This window comes from Campylobacter sp. CFSAN093229, from assembly GCF_011068225.1.
Taxonomy (GTDB): Bacteria; Campylobacterota; Campylobacteria; order Campylobacterales; family Campylobacteraceae; genus Campylobacter_D; species Campylobacter_D jejuni.
Genome location: NZ_JAAMXB010000002.1, coordinates 119,718 through 145,198 on the forward strand (window position 1 = coordinate 119,718; position 25,481 = coordinate 145,198).

Genomic DNA, 25,481 nt, shown 5'->3' on the forward strand with positions numbered 1-25,481 from the left:
ATTATGGAAAATCAAAAAAATGAATTTGATGATATTATTTTAGAAAAAAGTAATAAAAGTGAAAAAGTAAAAAAAATTCTTTTACGAGTTATTGCTTTAGTTATTTTGTTTTTAGCTATCATGATAGTTATGAAGCTTATTAATGGTAGTGGTGATGAAAATACGCAAAATCAAAGTGTATTGCCAAGTGAACCTATAGCAACTCAAGACAATAACAATGATACTTCTTTTGAAAGTATGCCAATTACAGATAATACTTCAGCAGAAGATCAATTTGAGGCATTAAGAAAACAATTTCAAGATGAACAAAATACAACTCAAAATACAACAACCTCTAGTTCAAATAACAATGATACTACAAATTTTGCCATGCCTGATCAAGAAGTTCCAGCAGAACCAACAGCAACTACTTCAGAAAATACCACTCCACAAGCAAGTACTCCTAAACAAGAAGTAACACAAACTGCAAAACCTAAAGAAGAAGCAAAAAAACAAACAGCTGTAAAAAAAGAAAAAGAAAGTGCAAAACAAACCCCTAAAAAAGAACAAAATGCAAATGATTTATTTAAAAATGTTGATGCTAAACCTGTACATCCAAGTGGTTTAGCATCGGGTATTTATGTGCAAATTTTCTCAGTAAGTAATTTGGATCAAAAATCAAAAGAACTTGCTTCTGTAAAACAAAAAGGTTATGATTATAAACTTTATAAAACTACAGTTGGAGGTAAAGAAATTACCAAGGTTTTAATAGGACCATTTGAAAAAGCAGATATTGCAGCAGAACTTGCTAAAATCCGTAAGGATATTGCAAAAGATGCTTTTTCTTTTACTTTAAAATGAAATTTTTAGCAGTTATAGGCGATCCTATTTCTCACTCTAAATCGCCTAGAATGCATAATAATGCCATCAAAGCCTTAGGACTTGATAGCATTTATACACGCTATCATTTAAGAAATACTAACTGTTTAAGAGAAGATTTTTTTAAATTAGGACTTAGTGGAGCTAATATTACTTTGCCTTTTAAGGAAAAAGCTTTAGATATTGCTGATGTGAAGGATGATTTTGCTATAAATATTGGCTCTGCAAATACTTTATGCTTAAAAGAAGATAAAATTTACGCTTATAATACTGATGCTTTAGGTTTTTTGGAAGCTATTAAGGATTTTGATAATATAAAAAAAGCTTTGATTTTGGGTGCTGGAGGTACAGCTTTGGCGCTTGCTTATGTATTAAAACAAAAAGGCGTAGAAGTGTATATAGCTAATCGTAGTAAAGAAAGATTTAAAGATTTTTTAGCTTATCCAACTTATCTTTATAAAAACTTGCAAGATTTTGACTTTGATTTGGTTGTAAATTCAACTTCTGCTGGATTAAAAGATGAAAATTTACCTTGTGATAGAGAGCTTTTAGATAGAATTTTACCTAAAGCTAAATTTGCTTTTGAGGTAATTTATGGCAGAGAAACACCTTTTTATAGATTGTGTAAAGAGTATCATTTAAAAATTAAAGATGGACTTGATATGCTTTTATGGCAAGGGGTTTTTGCTTTTGAGCTTTTTTTTGAAATACGAGATAAAAGAGAGATGATAAAAAATGCAATGCAACAGGCATTGATTTTAAAGTAGAATGATAGTTATTTTTTTGCATAAGAAAAACTTATTTTTTGTGTGAGAAAGTTTAATTTTCCCACAAGTTTTATCATTCAAATATTTCCACCCCATCTTGATTTTTACTTTGATTATTTTGATTTGTTGAAGATGGATTTGTAGGAATATTTTGCGTAGGTGTGTTTTCAATTGTATTATTTTGATTAGAATTTGTTTGAGGTAAGCTTTCTTCAAAGGTGGCATCGCCATCAAAACTATTAAAATCACTGTTTGTATTAGGTATAGTTTTGCCTATGTCTGTTGCTTTTGGAAGATTGTTATAAAGTGTATTTAATGTATTTTTATAAAAAGCTAAAAAACTTTTATCAATTTCAAAAGCAGGTTGCTCTAAACCTTTATTAAGTTGAGTTGGTACGGTGGAGATAGTAGTTTTAAACATATTAACCCCATCATCATTTTTAATAGGATAGTTAAGCGCAACTAAAGAATCCAGTTTGGTGCTGCTTGAAAGATTGGTTGAATTTTGTGGATTGTGTGCATCTATAAAATCTATTTTACCTTTAAAATTTATACCTAAATTGGATTTTACATAATCTCCACTCATAAAATTGCTTGTTTTTTGTGCATTTTTTTCTTCCGTATAAATACTGATTGAACTTTTAAGAGTGTAGTCTGGATTAGTAGTAACTATTTTATAGCCTTTTAGTTGAGCGATGGTTTTGATCTGCTCTTCTAAATTTCGTTTTAAAAGATCAATTTCTTTTTCTATGCGAATTTTAAGCACTGAATTTTCAAAATAATCAGAATAATTGTTATTTTGTTCTATATTAATAGGCTCAAGAGCAATGCTTACTCCAGAATCAATAGGTTCAACCTTTGTTGGAACTTGGGGTTTAAAATTTGGCATAGAAACATTAACAAAATTACTGCTTGTACCCCCACAAGCTGCTAAAATTAACATACTACTAGCAAGTAAAATATATTTTTTCATTTTTTTTACCTTTATTTAATGTGTTTGTGTTAATTATAGCAAGTTAAAGTTTTTTTGTTATATTTTTATAAAAGAAAATTAGGAAAGATATATGGAATTTTGGCAGCATATTTATTCAAATTTTAATGTTATAGCTTTTAGCATCTTTGGTTTAAAGGTGCATTGGTATGGTATTATGTATATTATAGCTTTGCTTTTGGCTTTGCTTTTGGCTAAATTTTTTGTAAGAAAATTTCAACTAGACATTAATGAAAAACATTTGGATAGTTATTTTATATGGGTTGAAATAGGGGTTATTTTAGGTGCAAGACTTGGATATATTTTGATTTATGATGCAAATACTATGTATTATATTACTCATCCTTGGCAAATTTTTAATCCTTATATTAATGGTGAATTTGTAGGTATTCGAGGTATGAGTTATCATGGAGCAATTATAGGATTTTTGATAGCTACTTTATTGTTTTGTAAAAAATACAAAACAAATCCTTGGATTTTTCTTGATTTGGTTGCTTTAAGTGTTCCATTGGCTTATGTTTTTGGTCGTATAGGAAATTTTTTAAATCAAGAGCTTTTTGGTCGCATTACAAATGTGCCTTGGGGAATTTATGTTGATGGAGTATTGCGCCATCCATCGCAACTTTATGAAGCATTTTTAGAAGGTATTGTTGTTTTTATTATAGTTTATTTAGCAAGATTTAAGCAAAGTTTTCAAGGGGAATTGATTCTTGTGTATGCTGGTGCTTATTCATTAGCAAGATTTATATGTGAATTTTATCGCGAGCCTGATTTTGGTATAGGTTTTGTTTTATGGGGTATGAGTATGGGACAAATTTTAAGTTTTATAATGTTTATAACAGCTTTGTTAGTTTATATTTGTATAAAGTTTAAAAAAGTAAATATTTAATCTATCTTAAAGACTTTTGTAATATAATGAAATGGATTTTTTTAATTTCTTTTTACAAAGGAGTAAAGATGCGTGAGCTTATCGAAGGTTATTTGGGTAAGAGCATTGAGGGCAAAAAAAGTAAAATGCCTGCGAAATTAGACTTTATCCAAAGTGCCTCAGGGCTTTTTTTAGGTCTTTTTATGTGGGTGCATATGCTTTTTGTTTCTACAATTTTAGTCAGTGAGGATTTTTTTAATTCTGTGGTACATTTTTTAGAATTAAAATTTGTTTACGATAATCCTGTTATGAGTTATCTTACTTCATTTTTAGCCGCCTGTGTTTTAGTGGTTTTTTTCGTTCATGCTTTACTTGCAATGAGAAAATTTCCTATTAATTACCGTCAGTATCAAATACTAAGAACACATAGTAAAAAAATGAATCACAGCGATACTTCGTTATGGTGGGTTCAAGCTTTTACAGGTTTTATTATGTTTTTCTTAGGTTCTGCTCATCTTATTTTTATTGTAACCAATGCAGATAAAATTAGTGGTGATATGTCAGGAGATAGGGTTGTAAGTCATTTTATGTGGCTTTTTTATGCTGTTCTTTTAGTCTGTGTTGAACTTCATGGAAGTATAGGGCTTTATAGACTTTGTGTTAAATGGGGTTGGTTTGAAGGAAAAAATGCAAAAGAAAGTCGTAAAAAGCTTAAAACTGCTAAATGGATAATCAGTATTTTCTTCCTAGTTTTAGGTGTGTTAAGTCTTACAGCATTTATAAAAATAGGTTATGAAAACTACCAAAATCAAACCCAGACTACTGCGATGATAAAAAACTACAATGGAGCAAATTATGAATATACAATATAGTGATGCTTTAGTAATAGGCGGAGGATTAGCAGGTCTTAGAGCGGCTATTGAAGTAGCAAAGAGTGGCCAAAGTGTAACACTTTTAAGTATTTGTCCAGTGAAGCGTTCTCACTCTGCAGCGGTGCAAGGAGGTATGCAGGCAAGTTTAGCAAATGGGGCAAAAGGTGAGGGTGATAATGAAGATCTTCACTTCGCAGATACAGTAAAAGGAAGTGATTGGGGCTGTGATCAAGAAGTAGCAAGAATGTTTGCTCAAACTGCACCAAAAGCAGTGCGTGAACTTGCGGCTTGGGGTGTGCCTTGGACTAGAGTTACTAAAGGTCCAAGAACTGTTGTAATCAATGCACAAAAAACTGTGATTGAAGAAAAAGAAGAAGCGCACGGGCTTATTAATGCTAGAGATTTTGGTGGAACTAAAAAATGGAGAACTTGCTATATCGCAGATGCAACAGGGCATTGTATGCTTTATGGTGTAGCAAATGAAGCCATTAAGCACCAAGTAAAGATCATCGATAGAATGGAAGCGGTAAGAATCATCCATGATGGTAAAAAATGCTTAGGTGTAATTGCTAGAGATTTAACTAATGGACAACTCATTGCTTATATTGCAAGAGGAACCATGATAGCAACAGGGGGCTATGGTAGAATTTATAAACAAACTACAAATGCGGTAATTTGCGAAGGAACGGGTGCAGCCATCGCTCTTGAAACAGGGCTTTGCAGACTTTCAAATATGGAAGCAGTGCAATTTCATCCAACTCCTATTGTACCAAGCGGTATTTTGCTTACTGAGGGTTGTCGTGGTGATGGTGGAATTTTACGTGACGTGGATGGATATCGTTTTATGCCTGATTATGAACCAGAGAAAAAAGAACTTGCAAGCCGTGATGTGGTAAGTCGTAGAATGATGGAGCATATTCGCAAAGGTAAAGGTGTAAAAAGTCCTTATGGGGATCATTTATGGCTTGATATTTCTATACTTGGAAGAGCTCATGTGGAAAAAAATCTCCGTGATGTGCAAGATATTTGTAAAACTTTCAATGGTATTGATCCAGCAGATGAAGGTCCAAAAGGTTGGGCGCCAGTTCTTCCAATGCAGCATTATTCTATGGGTGGAATTAGAACTAAACCAACAGGTGAAAGTCAATGGTTAAACGGACTTTTTGCTTGTGGAGAAGCAGCTTGCTGGGATATGCACGGATTTAATCGTTTAGGTGGAAATTCATGTGCTGAAACTGTTGTAGCAGGTATGATAGTGGGAGATTATTTTGCAGATTATTGTAAAAATAATGGTGAAGTAATTGACACAAATGTAGTAAAAGACTTCTTAACTAAAGAGTATCAATATTTAAAATCTTTAGTAGATAAAGAAGGTAAATATAATGTTTTTGAAATCAAAAACAGAATGAAAGAAATCATGTGGGATAAGGTGGCCATCTTTAGAACAGGTGAAGGTTTGAAAGAAGCAGTAGATGAGCTTGAAAAACTTTATAAAGATTCTCAAGATGTTAAAGTACATTGTAAAGAACTTGATTGTGCAAATCCAGAGCTTGAAGAAGCGTATAGAGTGCCAAGAATGTTAAAAATAGCACTTTGCGTAGCTTATGGAGCGCTTTTAAGAACAGAAAGTCGTGGGGCGCATTATAGAGAAGATTATCCAAAAAGAGATGATTTAAATTGGATGAAAAGAACCAATACTTTTTGGGTAGAAGGTGAAACCTTACCACGCATAGAATACGAAGAGCTTGATATTATGAAAATGGAAATTCCACCAGCATTCCGTGGATATGGAGCTAAAGGAAATATTATAGAAAATCCTTTAAGCGAAAAACGCCAAGCTGAAGTGGATGCTATCCGTGAAAAAATGGAAGCTGAAGGCAAAGGTCGTTATGAAATTCAAAACGCTTTAATGCCTTATGAATTGCAAGCTAAATATAAAGCACCAAACCAAAGAATAGGAGTTGATTATGAGTAGAAAATTGACAATAAAGGCATTTAAATATAATCCTTTAAGCAAAATTTCTAAACCACATTTTGTGACTTACGAGCTTGAAGAAACTCCTTTTATGACGGTTTTTGTATGTTTGACTTTAATCCGTGAAAAAATGGATGCGGATCTGAGTTTTGACTTTGTTTGTCGTGCAGGGATTTGTGGATCTTGTGCGATGATGATTAATGGAGTACCAAAACTTGCTTGTAAAACTTTGACTAAAGATTATCCTGATGGAGTGATAGAGCTTATGCCTATGCCTGCATTTAGACATATTAAAGATTTAAGCGTGAATACAGGCGAGTGGTTTGAAGATATGTGTAAACGTGTTGAAAGCTGGGTGCATAATGAAAAAGAAACTGATATTTCTAAACTTGAAGAACGTATTGAGCCAGAGGTTGCGGATGAAACTTTTGAACTTGATCGTTGTATAGAGTGTGGAATTTGTGTAGCTTCTTGTGCAACTAAACTTATGCGTCCAAATTTCATAGCTGCTACAGGACTTTTAAGAACAGCTAGATATTTACAAGATCCGCATGATCATAGAAGTGTGGAAGATTTTTATGAATTAGTAGGCGATGATGATGGTGTTTTTGGTTGTATGTCATTGCTTGCTTGTGAAGATAATTGCCCTAAAGAATTACCTTTACAAAGTAAAATCGCTTATATGAGAAGACAACTTGTCGCTCAAAGAAACAAATAAATCTTTCCCCTTTTTAAGGGGAAGATTATGAAAGAATTATTCCAAAAAATTTGGCAAAATGAACTCCAATTTTTAAATTTTGATGCTAAATTTCAAGATAAAAGCAAACTTGATACGGCCGAGTGTGCGATTATTTTAAGTGTCAATAAAGACAATTATGAAAGATATTTTCTTTTAAAAGAATTTCAAGAGCTTTGTAAAAAAATTGATTTAAGAGTGGATATTTTTAGTATACAAAATGCTCAAATTTGTATTTTAAATCTTTTTAAATCAGGTTTTATTTCAAAGCAAGATTTGCTTAAAGCTTTGAAAATTTTAGAAAAAATTTCAAAAAATACCGAAATGCTTGATTTTATTTCACAAGAAAAAGTTCAAAGTATAGATCAAAAAGCTTTATTTCAAAATGATTTTAAAGAATTAAACACCATTAATTTAGAGCTTCAAAAGCTAAGTTTTGATGAAAATTTAAAATCAAGACTTCAAAAAACTTTGGAAAAATTTCAAAATTTAGAGTTTAATATAGCCATCACTGGCGTGATGAATGCAGGAAAATCAAGCCTTTTAAATGCTCTTTTAAAAGAGGATTTTTTAGGCGTTTCAAACATACCTGAAACAGCTAATTTAACAGTATTAAGTTATGGTAAGAGCGAAGAAGCAAAGATATATTTTTGGGATAAAAAAGAATGGCAAAATATACTTGAAAGTTCGCACTTTAATGCAGATTTAAAAGAATTTATTGACAAGCTGGATAAGAGTGTAAATATAGAGGATTTTATCAAAGATAAACCTTTAATACAAAATATCGCACTTTGTGAGCTTAAAAATTTCAGTTCAGCTAAAAATAAAATTTCAGCTTTAATTAAAAAAATAGAAATTAAAAGTCATTTAGAATTTTTAAAAAATAATATTTCCATAGTTGATACTCCAGGGCTTGATGATGTTGTAGTTCAAAGAGAAATTGTTACAAATGAGTATCTTAGAGAAAGTGATTTTTTAATTCATTTAATGAATGCTTCTCAAAGCTTAACTCAAAAAGATGCAGACTTTTTAGTGCACTGTCTTTTAAATTCAAGGCTGAGTAAGTTTTTAATTGTTTTAACTAAAGCGGATTTGTTAAGCAAAAAGGATTTAGAAGAAGTCATTGTTTATACCAAAGAAAGCTTAAAATCAAGACTTGTGGATTTAGATGAAAATTTGGTGGAAAAGATTGATTTTTTATGTGTGAGTGCTAAAATGGCAAGTGATTTTTATAAGGGTTTAGCGCCTAAGGAGAGTTTGCAAAAAAGTGGTATGCAAGAATTTGAAAACTATCTTTTTAATGAGCTTTATGCAGGAGAAAAAAGTAAGATTGCCTTAAGAGCTTACAAAAAAGAATTACATTTAGAACTTAAAAATATTCTAAGCGAATATGAAATGCAAAATCGTCTTATTAAAGAAAATAAACAAGGTGTAAGTGAAGAAAATCAAAAGCTTTTACTTGAACTTCAAAAGCAAAATACCTTGTTAAAAGAAGCACAAGATGAAATTTCAAATTCCATTGCAAAACTTAAAAATATAGATAGTGGTATAGATAATCTTGTTTTGCTTTTGGCTAAAAAATTAAAAGAACGCTTGATAGATGAGTTTAAATATTTAAAAAATAATGCACAAAAGCTTAATCTTTCTCGTATTTTAAATATAGTTGATATTACTACAAAAGATGGGATTAATGATATTTTAAGAGAAATTAAATTTGAAAATATTAAAAAAATCGAGGAGCTTAAAACAAATTTATCTTTAAAATATGATTTTTTAAAAGATGATTTTGATAATGGTTTTGAAGGTTTTAAAGATGGAATTTCAAAAAATATAGATAGTATTTTTCAAAGCGAAAAATTTGCACTTTTAAGATTGAAAATTGAAAAATTAAGCAATCTAAAATCAGATTTATATGAGCTTGAAACGAATTTAGATACGGTTATTTTTGATACTTTTAAAGAGTTTAAAATGAGCGAAATTTTAAACTCTTTAAATATCAATGGGGCATTTTTTGAGTTTTTAAATGATAAATTAAAACATTATGAAAAAAATCAAAAATCAAAATTAGAAAGTCTTGAAAAAGTTTTACAGAGTCTGAAAAATCAAGATATTAATATTTTAAATTCTTTTGAAGAAAATTTAGAAAAAATTGAAAAATTAAAACAACTTGAAATGGGGCTTTTAAATGCAGATTAATCTTTTAAATGATTTTATAAAAGCCTATGAAAATACTTATAGTGTGAGTTTTGATGATAGTTTTAAAGGGCGTATTCAAGAGCTTTGTAAGGAACTTAATGAGCCTTTTATGCACGCAAGTTATGCTTTAGAAAATGAATTAAAAGAGCTTGTGTTTTCTTTGGATAAGAATGTTAATATCGCTATTATAGGGCAGTTTTCAAGTGGTAAATCAAGTTTGCTAAATTTGATCTTAGGGTGTGATTGTTTGCCTACGGGTGTTGTTCCTGTTACTTTTAAACCTACTTTTTTACGCTATGCAAAAGAATATTTTTTAAGAGTAGAATTTGAAGATGGAAGTGATATTATCACAAATATAGAAAAATTAGCCTTTTATACGGATCAAAGAAATGAAGTAAAACAAGCAAAAAGTTTGCATATTTTTGCACCCATTCCTTTACTTGAAAAAATCACTCTTGTAGATACTCCAGGTTTAAATGCAAATGAAAATGATACTTTAACAACTCTTGATGAGCTTAAAAATATTCATGGGGCGATTTGGTTAAGTTTAATTGATAATACAGGTAAAAAAAGTGAAGAAGATGCCATAAAAGCAAATTTAGAACTTTTAGGAGAAAATAGCATTTGTGTATTAAATCAAAAAGATAAATTAAGCGTAGAAGAGCTAGATAATGTTTTAAATTATGCAAAAAGTGTGTTTTTAAAATATTTTAATGAGCTTATTGCTATTTCTTGCAAAGAAGCTAAAGATGAGCAAAGCTATGAAAAATCTAATTTTCAATCTTTGCTTGATTTTTTAACTCAGCTAGATACAACAGCTTTAAAAGAAAAATTTGTTAAAAGAAAAATTTTAAATTTATGCGAAATTTTAGAAGATGAAAACCAACTTTTTGTAGGTATTTTTGATCGTTTATTAAATCAATTTCAAAGTTATGAAAAGCATTTACTTTTAGCGTATGAAAATTTTTTAAAAGAGATTGAAATTTTAAATCATCAGATTTTAGAACAGCTTAAAAGCATTAGCGAAAGAATTTCTAGTGAAATTTTTGCAAGTGTTAAGGAAAAAGATGCTTATTTTTATAAAGAAAGCAAAGGATTTTTAAAGAAAGATTTATACACAAGATATGATTATAAAGCTCCTTATATTTCAAGCGACGATGCTTTTTTGGCGATGTTTTATAATAGTGATGTGATGAGTAAAGAGTTTAAAAAAATCAAAAATGAACTTTATAAATCTTTTGAAGAAATCAAGATGAAATTAAAAGATTTTATAAACATACTTGAGAGAGAAATTTTGCTTTTTAAAGCAGAATTTTCAAACATACAAAAAGATCACATTTTCCAAAGTGATAAAAATTTTAGTGAATTAAGAGCTTTTTGCAATGCAAGTGATGAGTACTTTTTGAAAGATTTTAAGGAGCTTTTATTTAAAAGTATTTTAGAGCTTGATTTATTTTTTGAAAAATTAAATCTTAAGGCTTTTACAAATTATGAAAATGCTACGAAACTAAGCCTTGCATTTTTTAGTCGTAAAATCAATGAAAGTCGTGTTCTTTATGAGCTTGATAGTTCTGAATTCGTACTTTTTTATCCTAAAAAAAGCGAAATTTATGAAAGAGTTTTAAATGAATTAAATGTTTATGAGTTTGAAACTTTGCTTATTAATAAGCCTATTTTGACAAAAATTGCAAAAAATTTTTTAGAACAAAGTCAAAATTTAATCCAAGAAAAAAATAAATTTTTAGATCTTAAAAAAGCAGAACTTCAAAAAAGAAGAGCACAGATTTTAAATGTTAGAGAAAATATAAAGGAAGATTAATGAGAATATTTTTAACTTTATTTTTATTTTTTAATTCATTATTTGCATTAAGTGAACTAGAAGAGGGTTTAAAACTTTACGAGGCAAATAAATTTGATAAAGCTTATGAAATTTTTAAAAGTCTTTGTGAAAAAGATATTTCTAAAGCTTGTTTTTCTTTAGCTTTTATGCATGAAAGTGCTAAGGGTGTGAGTAAGGATTTAAATCAAGCTTATAAATTTTATGATAAAGCTTGTAAATTGGGTTTAGCAAATGCGTGTTCTAATATGGCTTTGCTTTTGCAAAATCAAGGTTATGAAAATGAAGCTCTTTTGGCTTTTAATAAAGCTTGCACTTTAGGAGAATCATTAAGTTGTAATAATATAGCTTTATTTTATGAAAAAGAAAAAGATGGACAAATGGCCTCAAGTTTTTATAAAAGATCTTGTGATTTAAAAAATGCAAGAGCTTGTTATCAGTTAGGATCTTTATATGATAAAGGAGAACTTGTTAAAGCAAGTGTAAAATCTGCTCTTGCTTTTTATTCTAAATCTTGCATTTTAGGTTTTGGTGAGGCTTGTTATTTGCTAGGACGCTATAATCAACTAGAAAAACAAGATCTAACAAAGGCAAAAAGATATTTTGGAATGGCTTGCGATCAAAAACATCAAGAAGCTTGTGCAGCTTATAAAGAACTTAATTCTAAAGATATAGAGCTTTATTAAAAGTTCTATTTTCATTACTTTCAAAGATATACTTAAATAAAATTAAGAATAACACAAAATTTATCGCTTTTTAAAGTTAAATTTATATTAATAGGACTAATATAGTCTTGTTTAAATTATTATCAAGGAGAAGTAATGCAAGACAATATTATTGATCGCAGAAGCTTTTTTAAACTAGGGTTTCTAGGTGGTTCTGTAGTAGCAGCTAGTACTATAGGTGGCGGTGCTGTTTTAAAGGCAGCAGAACTTACGCATTCGCATCAAGCTTCACAAGGGAAATCAAATAAAGTTAGAGGTAGAATGTTTTTTCAAACTCAAGCTGAATTTGATACCTTAAGTGCAGCCTGTGAAAGAATTTATCCTAAAGATGAGCAAGGAGAAGGAGCTATAGGTTTAGGCGTGCCTTATTTTATCGATAATCAGCTAGCTAGTGCTTATGGTTATAATGATAGAGAATATATGCAAGGGCCTTTCATGGAGGGCAAAGCCGAACAAGGCTATCAAACTCCTATGCAACGCAAAGATATTTTTTTAGAAGGTGTGCATGCTCTTGAAGAAAATGCTCAAAAGCGTTATAAAAAATCTTTTTCTTTGCTTAAAGGTGGAGATCAGGATAAAATTTTAAGCGATTTTGAAAAAGGAAAAATTCAAACTACAGGTTTTAAATCTTCTTATTTTTTCACACTTTTAAGAGATATGACAGTAGCTGGAGTTTTAGCTGATCCAATTTATGGCGGAAATGATAATAAAAATGGTTGGAGAATGATGCAATATCCAGGCGCACAAATGAGCTATGTGGATAAAATTGCAAGTGATGAATTTTTTAACATTGAACCTATGGGTTTAGCAGATATGGAGAGTTAAAATGGCTGAAGTATTAAAAAAAGTAGATGTGGTAACAGTTGGAGCAGGATGGACTGGAGGTATAGTGGCTGCAGAGCTTACTAAAGCAGGTTTGAATGTACTTAGTTTAGAACGCGGACATATGCAAAGTACTGAAAATTTTAATTATATCCATGATGAGTGGAGATACGGGATTAATTATGGTTTGATGCAAGATTGCTCGAAAGACACTGTGACTTTTCGCCATGATCCTAGTGGTTTAGCCTTGCCTTATCGTAAAATGGGTTCGTTTTTATTGGGTAATAATGTTGGCGGTGCAGGGGTGCATTGGAATGGTTGGACTTTTAGGTTTATGCCTTATGACTTTGAAATTCAAACCCTAAGCAAACAAAGATATGGTAATAAATTAGGTAATGATTATACCTTGCAAGATTGGGGCGTGACTTATAAGGATATGGAGCCTTATTATGATAGATTTGAAAAAACCTGTGGGGTATCAGGTGAGCCAAATCCTTTAGCGGAAAAAATGGGAGCTTTTAGATCTAGTCCTTATCCACAAGAACCTCTTGAAAATACTAAAATGCTTAAACGATTTGAAAGTGCAGCAAAAAGTTCAAATTTACACACTTATCGTTTGCCAGCTTCAAATTCTAAAGGTGGCTATACAAACCCTGATGGTCAAGATTTAGCTCCTTGTCAATACTGTGCGTATTGTGAGCGTTTTGGTTGTGAGTATGGCGCAAAAGCAAGTCCTTTAAACACAGTAATTCCAAAGGCTATGAGCACAGGTAAATACACCATACGCACTTATAGCAATGTAACGCAAATTCTTAAAAAAGACGGAAAAGTAACGGGGGTAAAATTTGTCGATACTAGAACGATGAAAGAGTATATCCAGCCTGCTGATATAGTTGTACTTACTAGTTATATGTTTAACAATGCTAAGCTTTTAATGGTAAGTAACATAGGCGAGCAATACGATCCAAAAACAGGTAAAGGAACTTTAGGTAGAAATTATTGTTACCAAATGAATATGGGCACAACAGCTTTCTTTGATGAGCAATTTAACACCTTTATGGGTTCAGGTGCTTTAGGAACTACGAGTGATGATTTTAACGGAGATAATTTTGATCATTCTAAGGAAAAATTCCTTCATGGAGCTATGATTTATAGCGTTCAGCTTGGAACTCGCCCTATACAATCAGCCCCACTTCCAGCAGGAGCTCCAACTTGGGGTGCCGAATTTAAAAAAGCATTAAACTATAATTTCACAAGAGCTATTACAGTAGGAGGGCAAGGTGCTTCTTTGCCTCATAAGAATAATTATTTAAGTCTTGATCCAACTTATAAAGATGCTTTTGGTATGCCACTTTTACGCTTAACTTATAATTTCACCGATCAAGATAGAGCTTTGCATAAATTTATCACAGATAAAACAGCTGAGGTAGCAAAAAGAATGCAAGGAGTAAAATCAATTAAAAAAGGTGCTTATCTTAAGGATTATAGCGTTGTGCCTTATCAATCTACTCATAACACAGGTGGAACAACCATGGGCGCAGATAGAGAAACTAGTGTGGTTAATACTTATTTACAACACTGGGATGCGGATAATCTTTTTGTTGTAGGAGCAGGAAATTTCCAACACAATAGTGGATATAATCCAACTGATACTGTGGGAGCTTTGGCTTATCGCTGTGCCGAAGGTATTTTAAAATATCATAAAAGTGGAAAAAGCTTAGCTTGATAATAACTTGAGAGTTTTTGAAAACTCTCAAGATTATAAATTTTTAATTTTCTTCCGATATAGTATATAATATCAAGGAAGGCAAAAATGATTAATGGTATAAATTCTTATTCAAACTACAATTATACAAAAAGGCAAATGTAGTCTGCTCTTGGTGGTTGGAATCCAAGATTATTTTAATAAAATATCATAAAAAAAGGGTTTTCTATGGTAAATTTTGATACTCAATATACAAATATTAATTATCTAAGCAATAACACGAACAATAAAAAATCTGTGCTTAAAAACGATGATGATTATTTTAATTCCGTGATAAAAAATTTAATTTCTCTGAAAAAACCAAAGAAGAACAAGGATATAATGGATCTGCTGATGTAAAAGAAATAGAAAACTCTTTATATAAAAGATATATGGAAGATAAATTAAGCAAGGATGAAATAAAAATACTTAATAAATTTGGCACAGACTATCTTACAGAAGGCGTAGATTTGTCCGCACTTCATAAACGAAAAGTTGATCTTTTAAAAACTCTTGCAAGTATGAATGAATTTGAGAAAATATGGGGTGCTGAAAGGGCACAAAGAGAAAAACAATTCTTTAATGAACTTGGTAAGCCACTTACTCAAGAAGATATAGATAGGTTCTTAACTAATAAAAACAATCAAAAAGAAGACAAAGAAGCTTTCAAACCTATACAAGCAGAAAGTAAAAACAAAGAAACTTACAAAGATGATAGCACAAGAAACGAACTTGTAAAAAAACTATTAGAAGGTAAATTTAGCACTAGTAAAGAATTAGAACTTCTTTTTGGTATGAAATTTAGTGATGATGATGCAGGAGAATTTAATAAAATCCTTTCTTCAAATTCTGCACCAAAAAGTATAGATATAAAAGCTTGAAAATGCAAAAATTTAAATTATAAAAAAGAAAAAATGTTAAATATCTTAACATATAAATTAAATGTATACCTAAGAAGTTCATCAAATATATGATACTTTAAAGCTTATGGAATGGCAAGAATATACAAAAAATTAGAAGCCAAAAAAGAAGAGAAGCAAAGTAATACTACAAATGTGGATAAAGCAGATAATAAAAAAGATAAATTTTTAGACATGTCCGTTTAGTTTTAAAACAAAGCTTTATTTATAAGGAAGATTGGCATAAATTTTTTATTTAAATTAAGAATTTTAAGATGCGATATTGAATTTAATGTCGTTATTTTGTGAGTTTTGTTGATAAGTTCTAGCGACAAGATTTTTAAAGTCTTTATCAAAATTTGAATTTTTATCGTTGTTTTTTGAATCTTTATCTGTTTTTTCTAAGCTATTTTCTGAATTTTTGTCATCTTTTTCTTTATTTTCTTCTTCTTTTTCTTTGGCTTCTTCGGCTTTAAGTTTCATTGCTTCAGCTCTTGCTTCAAATTCCATTTTTGTAGCATTTGCTGCAACCTTATAGTCTTGCGGACTAGGATCAGCAGGAGCCATAGCTGCTGCTGCGATTTGTCTTGCATTGGCTATAGTTTCTTCTGGTGTGTTTCCTTTTTGCATGCTGATAGGAACTTCGCCCGCTGTAGTATACATTTGATTATCAGGGCCTCTTGTGTAAGTAAAACTTGCAGCACCTGCTAAGCCGCCACCCGCTGCTTGATGTGCAGCTTCATGAGCCTTTACATTTCTATCGATGCTTTGGAGTTCGCGAACTTGAGCTACTTCTTTTTGGCTTAGCTCTACGCCATTAACCATTTGGGTTTGTTCGCCATTTTTTTCTTTATCATCTTTATTTTCGCTAAGATTTTTTTCATCTTTTTGAGTGGAATCAGATTGATTTGTTTTATCAAAAGAAGGTTTGCTAGAGTAGTAATCATAAGAGTTATAACTTGAACTAATTTGCATTTATCCTCCTTTTTGTTTTTTAAATTTTAGGAATTTTAACGCATTTTGACTTAAAAATTTGATAAATTTTGTAAAATAATCATAAATACAATTTCAAAGGAATGTAATGATTTATGAAAATGATTTGATTTATATAGAGAAAGAGGAGGCTCAAGTGCCTTGGCTTAAAATTTTTACTAAAGAAAATTATAAAGAATTTAGCGATTGTCCTTTAGAGTTGCAAAAGGAACTTTTTGAAAAAATTTTACTTTGTGAAAAGGCTATGATAGAATTTTACAAACCTGAAAAAATCAATATCGCCTCTTTTGCAAATTATGTGCCAAGGGTGCATTTTCATGTTATGGCAAGATTTAAAGAAGATGCGTTTTTTCCTGAGTGTATGTGGGGAAAACAGCAAAGAGAAGCAATAAAGCTTGATTTGCCTAAATTTGAAGAATTTGTAAAATTTTTAAATAGTAAAATTTTTTAATTTTTATTAATGATTTGTTATGTTTTATCTAATAAAATTTTTATATTGAAAATTACTATAAAAAAGGAAAAAAATGAAAAAAGTTTTATTAAGTTCATTGGTTGCGGTGTCTTTGTTAAGCACAGGTTTGTTTGCTAAAGAATATACTTTAGATAAAGCACATACAGATGTAGGTTTTAAAATCAAACATTTACAAATTAGCAATGTAAAAGGAAATTTCAAAGATTATTTTGCGGTGATTGATTTTGACCCTGCGAGTGCTGAATTTAAAAAGCTTGATGCAACTATAAAAATCGCATCTGTAAATACAGAAAATCAAACAAGAGATAATCACTTACAGCAAGATGATTTTTTCAAAGCAAAAAAATATCCTGATATGACTTTTACAATGAAAAAATATGAAAAAATCGATAATGAAAAAGGTAAAATGACAGGAACTTTAACTATAGCTGGAGTTTCTAAAGATATCGTTTTAGATACTGAAATCGGCGGTGTAGCTAAAGGCAAAGATGGAAAAGAAAAAATAGGCTTTTCTTTAAATGGAAAAATCAAACGCTCTGATTTTAAATTTGCAGCAAGTACTTCAACTATTACTTTAAGTGATGATATTAATTTAAATATCGAAGTTGAAGCGAACGAAAAATAATTTTTAGCCTAAGAGTTTAATTCTTAGGCTTTGTAAACTTTTATCTAAATTTTCTTCACTTTCTTGCCAAATTAGTTTAAAATCTGGTTTAAAATTTTCATTTTCTAAATTAAATTCCGTATTTTTTAAGGTGGATTCTAAAAAAGCAAGATGATTTAAAGCTTGATTTTTGTCATTAAAAATTAAAATAAAATCATTGTCTACGATGAAAATTTTTGCTCTAAAGCGTTTTAAAATTTTTGCAATTTGTTTTAAGATGAGTTTGGCATAGCTTTCTTTAGTATCTTTTAGTTCATTAAAATGAAGCAAGGCAATGATATAGTTGTTTTTTCCCTTTGTAAAGCGTGTAAGGCTTTTTTCATTAGGTAGTTTTGTTAAGATGTCAAAAAAAGCCAATCTATAAGCGTGATTTAAAAGATAAAAACAAAAAACTAAACTTGCAAATTCAAAATACCTTATTCCTGCTCCTTCTTGGAATAAAAACTGAAAATATGCAGCAAAAAATGCGATAATAAGATAATATTCTTTAGTTTTAAAAGTTTTGATAAAAATGAGTATTAAGCCGACTAAAAAAAATAAAAATCCTAATTCACTTACAGGCTTAAAAAAATCTAATGCAATAAAATGAAATTCTAAACCAGCACTATTAAAAGTAGTATTTCTAGGTAAAATGATGCTTAAAACGCCTATAAAAATAAGGGTTGTAATTGAAGCGATATTTTTTTTACTTAAAATTAAAGTATGATGTTTTCCAAGGCAAAATAGAGTAAAAATCATAGGTAAAAACAAAGCCACAAATAAATTAGCTTGAAAAAAACTTATATAAAAATAAGGCAACTTAGCTCCTAACAATACTAAAGTCAAAAAGAAAATTCTTGAATTTTTAAAGTAAAAGGATAGCACAAGTGCTGAAATTTCAAAAATAAAACTCAATGATATTAAAAAATCTAATAAAAACATTTCAAATCCTTGATTTTAATAAAAGTGATAATTGTATAGAAAAAAGCTTAAAAGTGGACTTTATTTAAATTTAGCAATCTCATCTTGTATAGTTTGTTCTATATGAAGCAATTCTTCATGAGTTTTTTTGCTATTTTCTAAAAGTTCATCAAATTTAAAGCCAAGCATAACAATACGATATAAATTGGGTTTATATTTTCTCCAATTATATAAAGTGCTAACATCAATGTCTAGTTCATATGCCATATCACGCTTGCTCTTTTTTGTCATTTTTTACCTTAAAAATTTAGCCTTTAAAAAATTTTACATTAAAATTTCTTTATTAAAAACACTTGAAATATTCAATCTTTTATATAAAATATATTTAATATTTCAATATTAATTAAGTTATAGTATGGAATAATTCGAGATATTTTTTAATTTTCAAGGAGTAGTTATGGATTTCAATTCGGTTCTTTTCAGTATTGGCGATAAATTGCCAAAAGATGCAACATCTACCGTGATGCTAAAAGAGAAATTTGATCGCTTAAATGAGGATAAACAAAAAGAAGTAGTAGCACAGCTTCCAATGATAAAGCTAAAAAGTCCCGCTCTAGTATTTTGGGTAGGGACTTTTTTATTTGGTGCTTTTGGAGTGGGTCGTTTTATGATAGGAGATTGGGTTTTAGGGCTTATGCGTTTGGGAATTACAATTGTAGCTATGTTTTGCGGTATTTTAATGATTACATATAGTGCTTTAGGGATAATATATGGTTTGTTGTGGCTTGTTAATTGGATTTGGTGGATTGTAGATATGTTTTTTTAGTGGGTAAAAAATTAAGAAAACAAAATTTTGAAAAGATTGCAAATATTATACAATAATTTCGAGTTTTATGAAAAACAATCAAAAATAAGTTTGCAAAATATTTTTATCAAGTTTTTAGTAAATTTTGTTTTTGTGGCAAGTGAGGTTTAGAATTCTTAAGCAATAAAGAAAATTGCTTTTAAATATTTTGTCTGTTGCTCCAAATATTGCACAGGTTTTTTTAGAGATTACAAGTAAAATGGTGAACTTGGTACAGATGAAGAGAAACAAAATATTATTTAGGTGAACAAAAAAGGAGGAAATTAATGAAATGTTTTAATGCGAAATTTATGTTTGTTGGAATTTTGGCAGTATTTTTGAGTGCTTGTAGTAGCGGTATTCCAAAATGTAGTGATCAAGATGTACAAAATGTTTTAACTGAGATTATTTTAGAACACAATTTTGGTAGATTTTCTGAGGTTGATCGTAAAAAGTTGAAATTTACTTATAGTGGTTTTATGAGCGATTTAACCGATAAGGAAAGTAAAACACAGTATTGTAAAGCTCAAGTAAAAGCAAATGGAAGTATTGATTCTCGCCCTTACAAATGGGATGCTTGGATCGAGTATTTTGCTAGATATACTGATGATGGTATGGTATATGTAGAAATTACCAGATAACTTTTTAAGGCAAAAATGCCTTAAAAAGTTAATTTTAAGGAGACTGGATATGGACTATAATGTTTTTCTTTTAAATATACAAGATAAAATAAATCAAGAAGATTTTTTCAATTTAAAGCTTAAGTTTGAACAATTACAAAATAAAAAAGAAGCTTTATCAAATTTGGTATTTTTAAGACTTCAAGATCCTATAAAACCTCTAATTATGAGTATGATATGTGGTTTTTTAAGTTTAGGTTGGTTGGCAATCGATAGATTTATGATAAAAGACTATGCATTAGGAATATTGCGTATAATATTATCTTTATTTCCTTGTGTGTTATTTTTGATACTAGGAATTAGCTATGAAAATGATTCTAACTTGGATATTTCTGAAATTTTTTCGGGTTGTTTGGAATTTTTCTATTATTGGGCATTATTTGGTGGGGAGTAGATTTATTTTTAGTCTATAAAAAAATTAAAAAACAAAATTATAATAAAATTATAGAATTTATTTTTAACTATCAAAAAATTTAATTTTAAAATTAAAAATTCAAGCCTTTTTCGCTACAATTTCTTAAAAATTTTTATAAGTAAAAAATTTAAGGAAAATCATGGTTGAAGTAAAAAATCTTACTATGCGTTTTGCAAATCAGCTTTTATTTGAAAATGTGAATTTAAAGCTTGTTCGAGGACAAAGATACGGACTTATTGGTGCTAATGGTGCGGGAAAATCGACTTTTTTGAAAATTCTTTCAGGAGAAATTGAGTCGAGTAGTGGTGAAATAGTATTTGATGAAGGTTTAAAAATCGCAGTTTTAGGACAGGATCAATTTGCTTTTGAAAACTACACCATCAAAGATGCGGTGATGTGTGCAAATAAGCGTTTGTATGAGGCTTTGAAAGAAAAAGAAAAACTTTATATGAGCGAGGAATTTACTGATGAGATCAATGAGCGTTTAGGTGAGCTTGAGATAATAACGGCTGAAGAAGATCCAAATTATGATTGTGAAACACGTTGTGAAAAAATTTTAAGTTCTTTAAAGATTAAAGATTTTGATGCTTTGATGAGCACCTTGCAAAGTGCGGATAAATTTAAAGTCTTACTAGCTCAAGTTTTATTTTTGGGTGCGGATGTGCTTTTTTTAGATGAGCCTACAAATAACCTTGATTTAGAGGCGATTTCTTGGCTTGAAAATGAGCTTTTAAGACATGAAGGGACTTTGGTTGTCATCTCTCATGATAGGCATTTTTTAAATAAAATTTGTACAAGAATTTTGGATGTGGATTTTAAACAAATTCGTGATTTTGCGGGAAATTATGATGATTGGTATATGGCTTCAACGCTTTTGGCAAAACAAGCTGAGCTTAAACGCGATAAAACCTTAAAAGAAAGAGAAGAATTAGAAAATTTCATTCGCCGTTTTAGCGCAAATGCTTCTAAGGCAAAACAAGCCACAAGCCGTGCTAAGGCACTTGAAAAACTAGAGCTTGAAGAGATTAAAATTTCAAGCCGTAGAGATCCTAGCATAGTTTTTAGAACCAATCGTGAAATAGGTAATGAAGTTTTAGAATTTAAAGGTATAGGCAAGGCTTATGATAAACAATTGTTTTCAAATTTGGAGCTAAAAATAGAAAAAAATGATAAAATCGCTTTGATCGGGGCAAATGGTGTGGGCAAAAGTACTTTGGCAAAAATCATCGCCCATGCTATAAGTCCAGATAGTGGATCTATACATCTTGGGGCAACTATAGAGCTTGGATATTTTCCTCAAGATACAAGTAATTTAATTTGTGAAAATTTGAAACTTTACGAATGGCTTATGAGTGAAAAATTTAAAGATCTAGATGAAATCCGTAAGTGTTTAGGTAGAATGCTTTTTAGTGGCAGTGATCAAGAAAAGATGGCAGCAAGTTTAAGCGGGGGTGAAAAACACCGTTTAATGCTTTCTCGTTTAATGCTAGAGCGTCCAAATTTCTTGCTTTTAGATGAGCCTGATAACCATTTAGATCTTGAAAGTATTATTGCACTAGGTGAAGCTTTGTATAATTTCAAAGGTGTAGTGCTTTGTATCAGCCACGATAGGGAGTTAGTTTCTGCTTTTGCTAATAGAATTTGGCATTTAGAAAATGGTAAGCTTACGGATTTTCGTGGAACTTATCAAGAATTTTTAGGAGAAAATGATGGCTAAATTTAGAATTCAATACAGTGCAGGTTTTGGGCACTATACGCAAAATCACAAGGGTTTTGGACCTACGATTTATATAGAAGAGGTCGTAGAGTTTGATAATGGCAAGGATTATTTTGATTATATAGATTTTTATAAAACTTATTCAAAGAGCGATGATACTTATTTTCATATTAGTTTTTTAGAAGATAGACCTCTAAGCGATAAAGAAATCACGATTCGCAATGAATACCGCAAAATGCGTGATGAAAACTGTAAAAAAGCCAAGGAAGAATTTATAGCCAATAATGAGCTTGATGTGGAGCATTTGCCTACTCATCATGATTGAAAAACATTAATTTTTGCATAAAAAAGGAACACTTTTTGCTTGTATAGTTTTTGCATATTTTGAAAGGAGAAAACTATGCAGGTAAATTATAGAACGATCAGCTCGTATGAATACGATGCTATTAGTGGTCAGTATAAACAGGTGGATAAACAGGTTGAAGATTATTCTTCATCTGGAAATTCTGATTTTATGGATATATTAAATAAGGCGGATGAGAAGTCAAGCGGAGATGCTTTAAATTCTAGCAATAGTTTTCAAAGCAATGCGCAAAACTCAAATTCAAATTTAAGTAATTATGCTCAAATGTCAAATGTTTACGCTTATCGTTTTAGACAAAATGAAGGCGAGTTGCCTATGAGAGCTCAAAGTGCTAGCATTCACAATGATCTTACACAACAAGGTGCAAATGAACAAAGTAAGAATAATACTTTGTTAAATGATTTATTGAACGCAATTTAATCAAAAGCTCCATTTTGGAGCTTTTGTATTTACTTGCAAGAATTTATAATTTCTCTATTTCAAAAGGTGCAAAATTTTTACAAAAAATTTCAAATTCTTGCTCCTCTTTTTCATTTAATTTGATATGTAATATAGCTTTGCAATCCTTAAAATCTTTTGTGAAATTAAAAGAATAAGTTTTTAAAAAATGTTCAAAACGATTTAAATTTTTTAAATCAATAGCAATGGTTATATTTTTTTTCAATTCGAATGAAAGTAAAGAAGAATTATTAATCACGGCATTTGCCGCATCACTATAGGCTCTTACAAGTCCCCCTGTACCAAGTTTTATACCGCCAAAATATCTTACAGTGATTAAAGCCGCATTGATAAGATCATAGCCCCTTAGAACATTTAAAGTTGGCATTCCAGAAGTTCCTTTAGGCTCTCCATCATCGCTTTTATCTTCTACAATTTGATTAAAATCATTTAAAACACGATAAGCATAGACAAAATGAACAGCTTTTGGATGCTCTTTTTTTAGCGTTTCTATTAAAAATTTAAAATCTTTAAAAGGGCAAAGAAAAGATAAGAAAATAGATTTTTTAATATCGATTTGTGTTTGAAAAATTTGATCAATAGTTTGCATTTTTGCCTTTTTTTGTTTAAAATTATACTTATAAAAACTAAAATCAATTTGATGTTAATTTTTAAGATATTTGATATTTATATGATTTGCATTGATATTTTAAGTTTAATTTTGTAAAATTTTCATTATGGAAAAAATCAAAAATTATAAACTTATCATCATTTTACTTAGTCTTGATTTGTTGGCTTTGCTTTATGGAATTTCAACACTGAGTATTAGTGCTGATGAAGCTGATATTTATTTTGGTGAGCAGGGTAAATCACTTATTTTTTCCCATAGTTTGCTTTATTATATATCTCATTTTGGAACTTTTATTTTTGGGCAAAATGATTTTGGTTTAAGGCTTCCTTTTTTATTTTTTCATTTTTTAAGTTGTTTGCTTTTGTATTTGCTAGCTTTAAAATATACTAAAACTAAAATTGATGCTTTTTTTTCTTTATTGTTATTTGTTTTATTGCCGGGTACTGTTGCAAGTGCTTTGCTGGTTAATGCCGCATCTTTGGTGATTTTTTTAACCCTTGCTATATTATGTGCTTACGAATATGAAAAAAAATGGCTTTTTTATATATTATTGATTATAGTATTATTTGTTGATAAATCTTTTAATATTTTATTTTTAACTTTTTTCTTTTTTGGGATTTATAAAAGAAATGCTATTTTATTTACCTTATCTCTTGTTTTGTTTGGAGCGAGTATCAGTTTTTATGGTTTTGATACAGGTGGTCGTCCAAGAGGTTATTTTTTAGATACCTTAGGAATTTTTGCTGCATGTTTTTCTCCTTTGGTTTTTGTGTATTTTTTTTATACTATTTATCGTTTGACTTTTCAGAAATATAAAAATTTATTATGGTTTTTAATGAGCGTAACATTTGTATTTTGTTTGTTGCTTTCTTTAAGACAAAAACTTTTTTTAGATGATTTTTTGCCTTTTTGTGTTATTTGTACTCCTTTGCTTATAAAAACTTTAATGCAAAGTTATAGAGTGAGATTACCAGTTTTTCGATTAAGGTATAAAATCTTTATAGAATGTTCTATAATTTTTTTGATATTTTGTTACTTTTTAATCGTCGCTAATCAATTATTGTATTATTTCATAAACAATCCAAATCGTCATTTTGCCAATAATTATCATTTTGCTAAAGAATTGGCGCTAGAATTAAAAAAACAAGATGTTTTAGAGCTTGCAACAGCCCCAAGTTTGCAAAAAAGATTGCGATTTTATGGAATAAAAAATAGCAATAAGTTTTATTTAAAAGCTTTAAAACAAGCCGATAAGCATGATATGGACAAAAAAATTGTTAAAGTAAAACTTGGAAAATATGAAAAAGTATATCAGATTTTAAACTATGATTAAAGCTTTCAGTTTGTTGGAATTTGTGTTTATAATTCTCATTTTAGGTATAGTTTTTAATTTAGGCAGTCTTTACTTAAAAAAAGACAATCTACTAGAAGGTGCAATACAAATTCTTAATGATATCCAATATACCCAAAGTTTAGCCATGATGCAAGAAGGCATAAGAGTTGATGAGTTGGCTATCGCAAAAAGAGAGTGGTTTAAAAGTAAATGGCAGATTTATTTTATAAAATCAGCTGCCACAGGTTATGATCAAACATATACTATTTTCTTGGATAAAAATGGCGATGGAAATGCTAATTTAGGTAAAACTGAAATCAATATAGATAGAGAAATTGCTGTTGATGTAATCAATCATAACAAATTAATGAATTCAGGTCAAAGTGGAGTTATTAGTAAAGATGATGAAAAAACTACACAAAGATTTAATCTTACAAAAAGATTCGGAATAGAAAAGGTTGAATTTAAAGGATCTTGTTCAGGATTTACTAGATTAGTATTTGATGAAATGGGCAGAGTGTATTCTCCGTTAAAAAATGCCAATTATGCATATGAAAAAACTTTAGCAAAGAATAATTCAGATTGCATTATACGTTTGTTATCAAAAAAGCATGCTCTTTGTATCGTTATAGATACGCTTAGCGGTTATGCTTATATTCCAGATTTTAAAACACTTAAAAGTCAATTTGTTAATATAAAAAATAAAAATTACGAGTGCTCTAAAATATAACCCCATTTTT

The 25,481-nt window shown here is 29.8% G+C and carries 24 protein-coding genes and 3 pseudogenes; 22 read left to right on the plus strand and 5 right to left on the minus strand.

Going from position 1 to position 25,481, the window contains the following annotated elements; genetic code table 11:
* Nucleotides 1-3 precede the first annotated feature (3 nt).
* Nucleotides 4-840, plus strand: a complete 837-nt coding sequence (locus tag FBE93_RS00955) for an SPOR domain-containing protein (RefSeq protein ID WP_002933119.1) — start codon at nt 4-6, stop codon at nt 838-840.
* Nucleotides 837-1,625 carry a shikimate dehydrogenase gene (locus FBE93_RS00960; protein ID WP_165434082.1) on the plus strand — a complete coding sequence of 263 codons (789 nt, stop codon included), beginning with the start codon at nt 837-839 and terminating at the stop codon, nt 1,623-1,625. Before FBE93_RS00955 ends, FBE93_RS00960 begins: the two co-directional genes overlap by 4 nt.
* Nucleotides 1,626-1,698: 73 nt before the next feature.
* On the opposite strand, the gene FBE93_RS00965 is transcribed toward FBE93_RS00960, so the two are convergent.
* Nucleotides 1,699-2,598, minus strand: a complete 900-nt coding sequence (locus FBE93_RS00965) for a membrane lipoprotein lipid attachment site-containing protein (RefSeq protein ID WP_002933121.1) — start codon at nt 2,596-2,598, stop codon at nt 1,699-1,701.
* A 91-nt stretch (nt 2,599-2,689) separates the two neighbouring features.
* Here FBE93_RS00965 and lgt point away from each other — a divergent pair, with 91 nt between their 5' ends.
* From lgt to FBE93_RS01015, 10 genes and pseudogenes are all read left to right on the plus strand, one after another.
* A complete protein-coding gene (gene lgt, locus FBE93_RS00970; protein WP_002933122.1) occupies nt 2,690-3,505 on the plus strand; it encodes a prolipoprotein diacylglyceryl transferase in 816 nt (271 codons plus the stop codon).
* Nucleotides 3,506-3,573: 68 nt separating this feature from the next.
* The gene (locus FBE93_RS00975) at nt 3,574-4,356 is read left to right on the plus strand and encodes a fumarate reductase cytochrome b subunit (protein ID WP_002933124.1); all 783 of its coding nucleotides are present in this window, start codon (nt 3,574-3,576) and stop codon (nt 4,354-4,356) included.
* On the plus strand, nt 4,340-6,331 hold the full coding sequence (locus tag FBE93_RS00980) for a fumarate reductase flavoprotein subunit (protein WP_002861159.1): 1,992 nt from the start codon (nt 4,340-4,342) through the stop codon (nt 6,329-6,331). Before FBE93_RS00975 ends, FBE93_RS00980 begins: the two co-directional genes overlap by 17 nt.
* Nucleotides 6,324-7,049, plus strand: a complete 726-nt coding sequence (locus FBE93_RS00985) for a fumarate reductase iron-sulfur subunit (RefSeq protein WP_002854302.1) — start codon at nt 6,324-6,326, stop codon at nt 7,047-7,049. The genes FBE93_RS00980 and FBE93_RS00985 overlap by 8 nt, the downstream gene beginning before the upstream one ends.
* Nucleotides 7,050-7,076: 27 nt before the next feature.
* Complete coding sequence (locus FBE93_RS00990) at nt 7,077-9,263, plus strand: dynamin family protein (protein ID WP_002933128.1); 2,187 nt, start codon at nt 7,077-7,079, stop codon at nt 9,261-9,263.
* Entirely contained in the window at nt 9,253-11,082 is a 1,830-nt protein-coding gene (locus tag FBE93_RS00995; protein WP_165434083.1) for a dynamin family protein, read from the plus strand. The genes FBE93_RS00990 and FBE93_RS00995 overlap by 11 nt, the downstream gene beginning before the upstream one ends.
* Entirely contained in the window at nt 11,082-11,786 is a 705-nt protein-coding gene (locus FBE93_RS01000) for a tetratricopeptide repeat protein (protein WP_165434084.1), read from the plus strand. Before FBE93_RS00995 ends, FBE93_RS01000 begins: the two co-directional genes overlap by 1 nt.
* Nucleotides 11,787-11,921: 135 nt before the next feature.
* A complete protein-coding gene (locus FBE93_RS01005; protein WP_059110897.1) occupies nt 11,922-12,650 on the plus strand; it encodes a gluconate 2-dehydrogenase subunit 3 family protein in 729 nt (242 codons plus the stop codon).
* 1 nt (nt 12,651) lies between these two features.
* On the plus strand, nt 12,652-14,373 hold the full coding sequence (locus FBE93_RS01010; protein WP_002851097.1) for a GMC family oxidoreductase: 1,722 nt from the start codon (nt 12,652-12,654) through the stop codon (nt 14,371-14,373).
* A 207-nt stretch (nt 14,374-14,580) separates the two neighbouring features.
* Nucleotides 14,581-15,272, plus strand: a pseudogene (locus FBE93_RS01015) (hypothetical protein).
* Nucleotides 15,273-15,560: 288 nt separating this feature from the next.
* On the opposite strand, the gene FBE93_RS01020 reads toward FBE93_RS01015, so the two are convergent.
* Nucleotides 15,561-16,265: a putative metalloprotease CJM1_0395 family protein gene (locus FBE93_RS01020; protein WP_002933158.1), complete on the minus strand. Its 705-nt coding sequence runs from the start codon at nt 16,263-16,265 to the stop codon at nt 15,561-15,563.
* Between the two features lie 106 nt (nt 16,266-16,371).
* On the opposite strand from FBE93_RS01020, the gene FBE93_RS01025 reads away from it, so the two are divergent.
* Both FBE93_RS01025 and FBE93_RS01030 read left to right on the plus strand, forming a co-directional pair.
* Entirely contained in the window at nt 16,372-16,734 is a 363-nt protein-coding gene (locus FBE93_RS01025) for an HIT family protein (protein WP_002933160.1), read from the plus strand.
* Nucleotides 16,735-16,807: 73 nt separating this feature from the next.
* The gene (locus tag FBE93_RS01030; protein ID WP_002933161.1) at nt 16,808-17,380 is read left to right on the plus strand and encodes a YceI family protein; all 573 of its coding nucleotides are present in this window, start codon (nt 16,808-16,810) and stop codon (nt 17,378-17,380) included.
* Between the two features lie 3 nt (nt 17,381-17,383).
* Here the strand turns inward: FBE93_RS01030 and FBE93_RS01035 are convergent, their stop codons facing one another.
* Together FBE93_RS01035 and FBE93_RS01040 are read right to left on the minus strand one after the other, a co-directional pair.
* Nucleotides 17,384-18,340: a hypothetical protein gene (locus FBE93_RS01035; protein ID WP_165434085.1), complete on the minus strand. Its 957-nt coding sequence runs from the start codon at nt 18,338-18,340 to the stop codon at nt 17,384-17,386.
* A gap of 60 nt (nt 18,341-18,400) precedes the next feature.
* Nucleotides 18,401-18,610 (minus strand): transcriptional regulator, encoded by a 210-nt coding sequence (locus FBE93_RS01040; RefSeq protein ID WP_002778401.1) that lies wholly within the window; start codon nt 18,608-18,610, stop codon nt 18,401-18,403.
* Between the two features lie 166 nt (nt 18,611-18,776).
* On the opposite strand from FBE93_RS01040, the pseudogene FBE93_RS01045 reads away from it, so the two are divergent.
* From FBE93_RS01045 to FBE93_RS01070, 6 genes and pseudogenes are all read left to right on the plus strand, one after another.
* A pseudogene (locus FBE93_RS01045) lies at nt 18,777-19,201 on the plus strand (hypothetical protein).
* A gap of 249 nt (nt 19,202-19,450) precedes the next feature.
* A complete protein-coding gene (locus FBE93_RS01050) occupies nt 19,451-19,804 on the plus strand; it encodes a hypothetical protein (RefSeq protein ID WP_002783105.1) in 354 nt (117 codons plus the stop codon).
* 49 nt (nt 19,805-19,853) lie between these two features.
* Nucleotides 19,854-20,320 (plus strand): annotated as a pseudogene (locus FBE93_RS01055) (hypothetical protein).
* A 77-nt stretch (nt 20,321-20,397) separates the two neighbouring features.
* Nucleotides 20,398-21,975 carry an ABC-F family ATP-binding cassette domain-containing protein gene (locus FBE93_RS01060; protein WP_002861173.1) on the plus strand — a complete coding sequence of 526 codons (1,578 nt, stop codon included), beginning with the start codon at nt 20,398-20,400 and terminating at the stop codon, nt 21,973-21,975.
* Complete coding sequence (locus FBE93_RS01065; RefSeq protein WP_002859498.1) at nt 21,965-22,300, plus strand: hypothetical protein; 336 nt, start codon at nt 21,965-21,967, stop codon at nt 22,298-22,300. The genes FBE93_RS01060 and FBE93_RS01065 overlap by 11 nt, the downstream gene beginning before the upstream one ends.
* 75 nt (nt 22,301-22,375) lie before the next feature.
* Nucleotides 22,376-22,759 (plus strand): hypothetical protein, encoded by a 384-nt coding sequence (locus tag FBE93_RS01070; protein WP_165434086.1) that lies wholly within the window; start codon nt 22,376-22,378, stop codon nt 22,757-22,759.
* A 43-nt stretch (nt 22,760-22,802) separates the two neighbouring features.
* Here the strand turns inward: FBE93_RS01070 and FBE93_RS01075 are convergent, their stop codons facing one another.
* A complete protein-coding gene (locus FBE93_RS01075; RefSeq protein WP_002881678.1) occupies nt 22,803-23,387 on the minus strand; it encodes a YigZ family protein in 585 nt (194 codons plus the stop codon).
* A 127-nt stretch (nt 23,388-23,514) separates the two neighbouring features.
* Here FBE93_RS01075 and FBE93_RS01080 point away from each other — a divergent pair, with 127 nt between their 5' ends.
* Together FBE93_RS01080 and FBE93_RS01085 are read left to right on the plus strand one after the other, a co-directional pair.
* Nucleotides 23,515-24,741 carry a membrane protein gene (locus FBE93_RS01080; RefSeq protein WP_002866017.1) on the plus strand — a complete coding sequence of 409 codons (1,227 nt, stop codon included), beginning with the start codon at nt 23,515-23,517 and terminating at the stop codon, nt 24,739-24,741.
* On the plus strand, nt 24,734-25,471 hold the full coding sequence (locus tag FBE93_RS01085; protein ID WP_002933178.1) for a hypothetical protein: 738 nt from the start codon (nt 24,734-24,736) through the stop codon (nt 25,469-25,471). The genes FBE93_RS01080 and FBE93_RS01085 overlap by 8 nt, the downstream gene beginning before the upstream one ends.
* Nucleotides 25,472-25,481 lie beyond the last annotated feature (10 nt).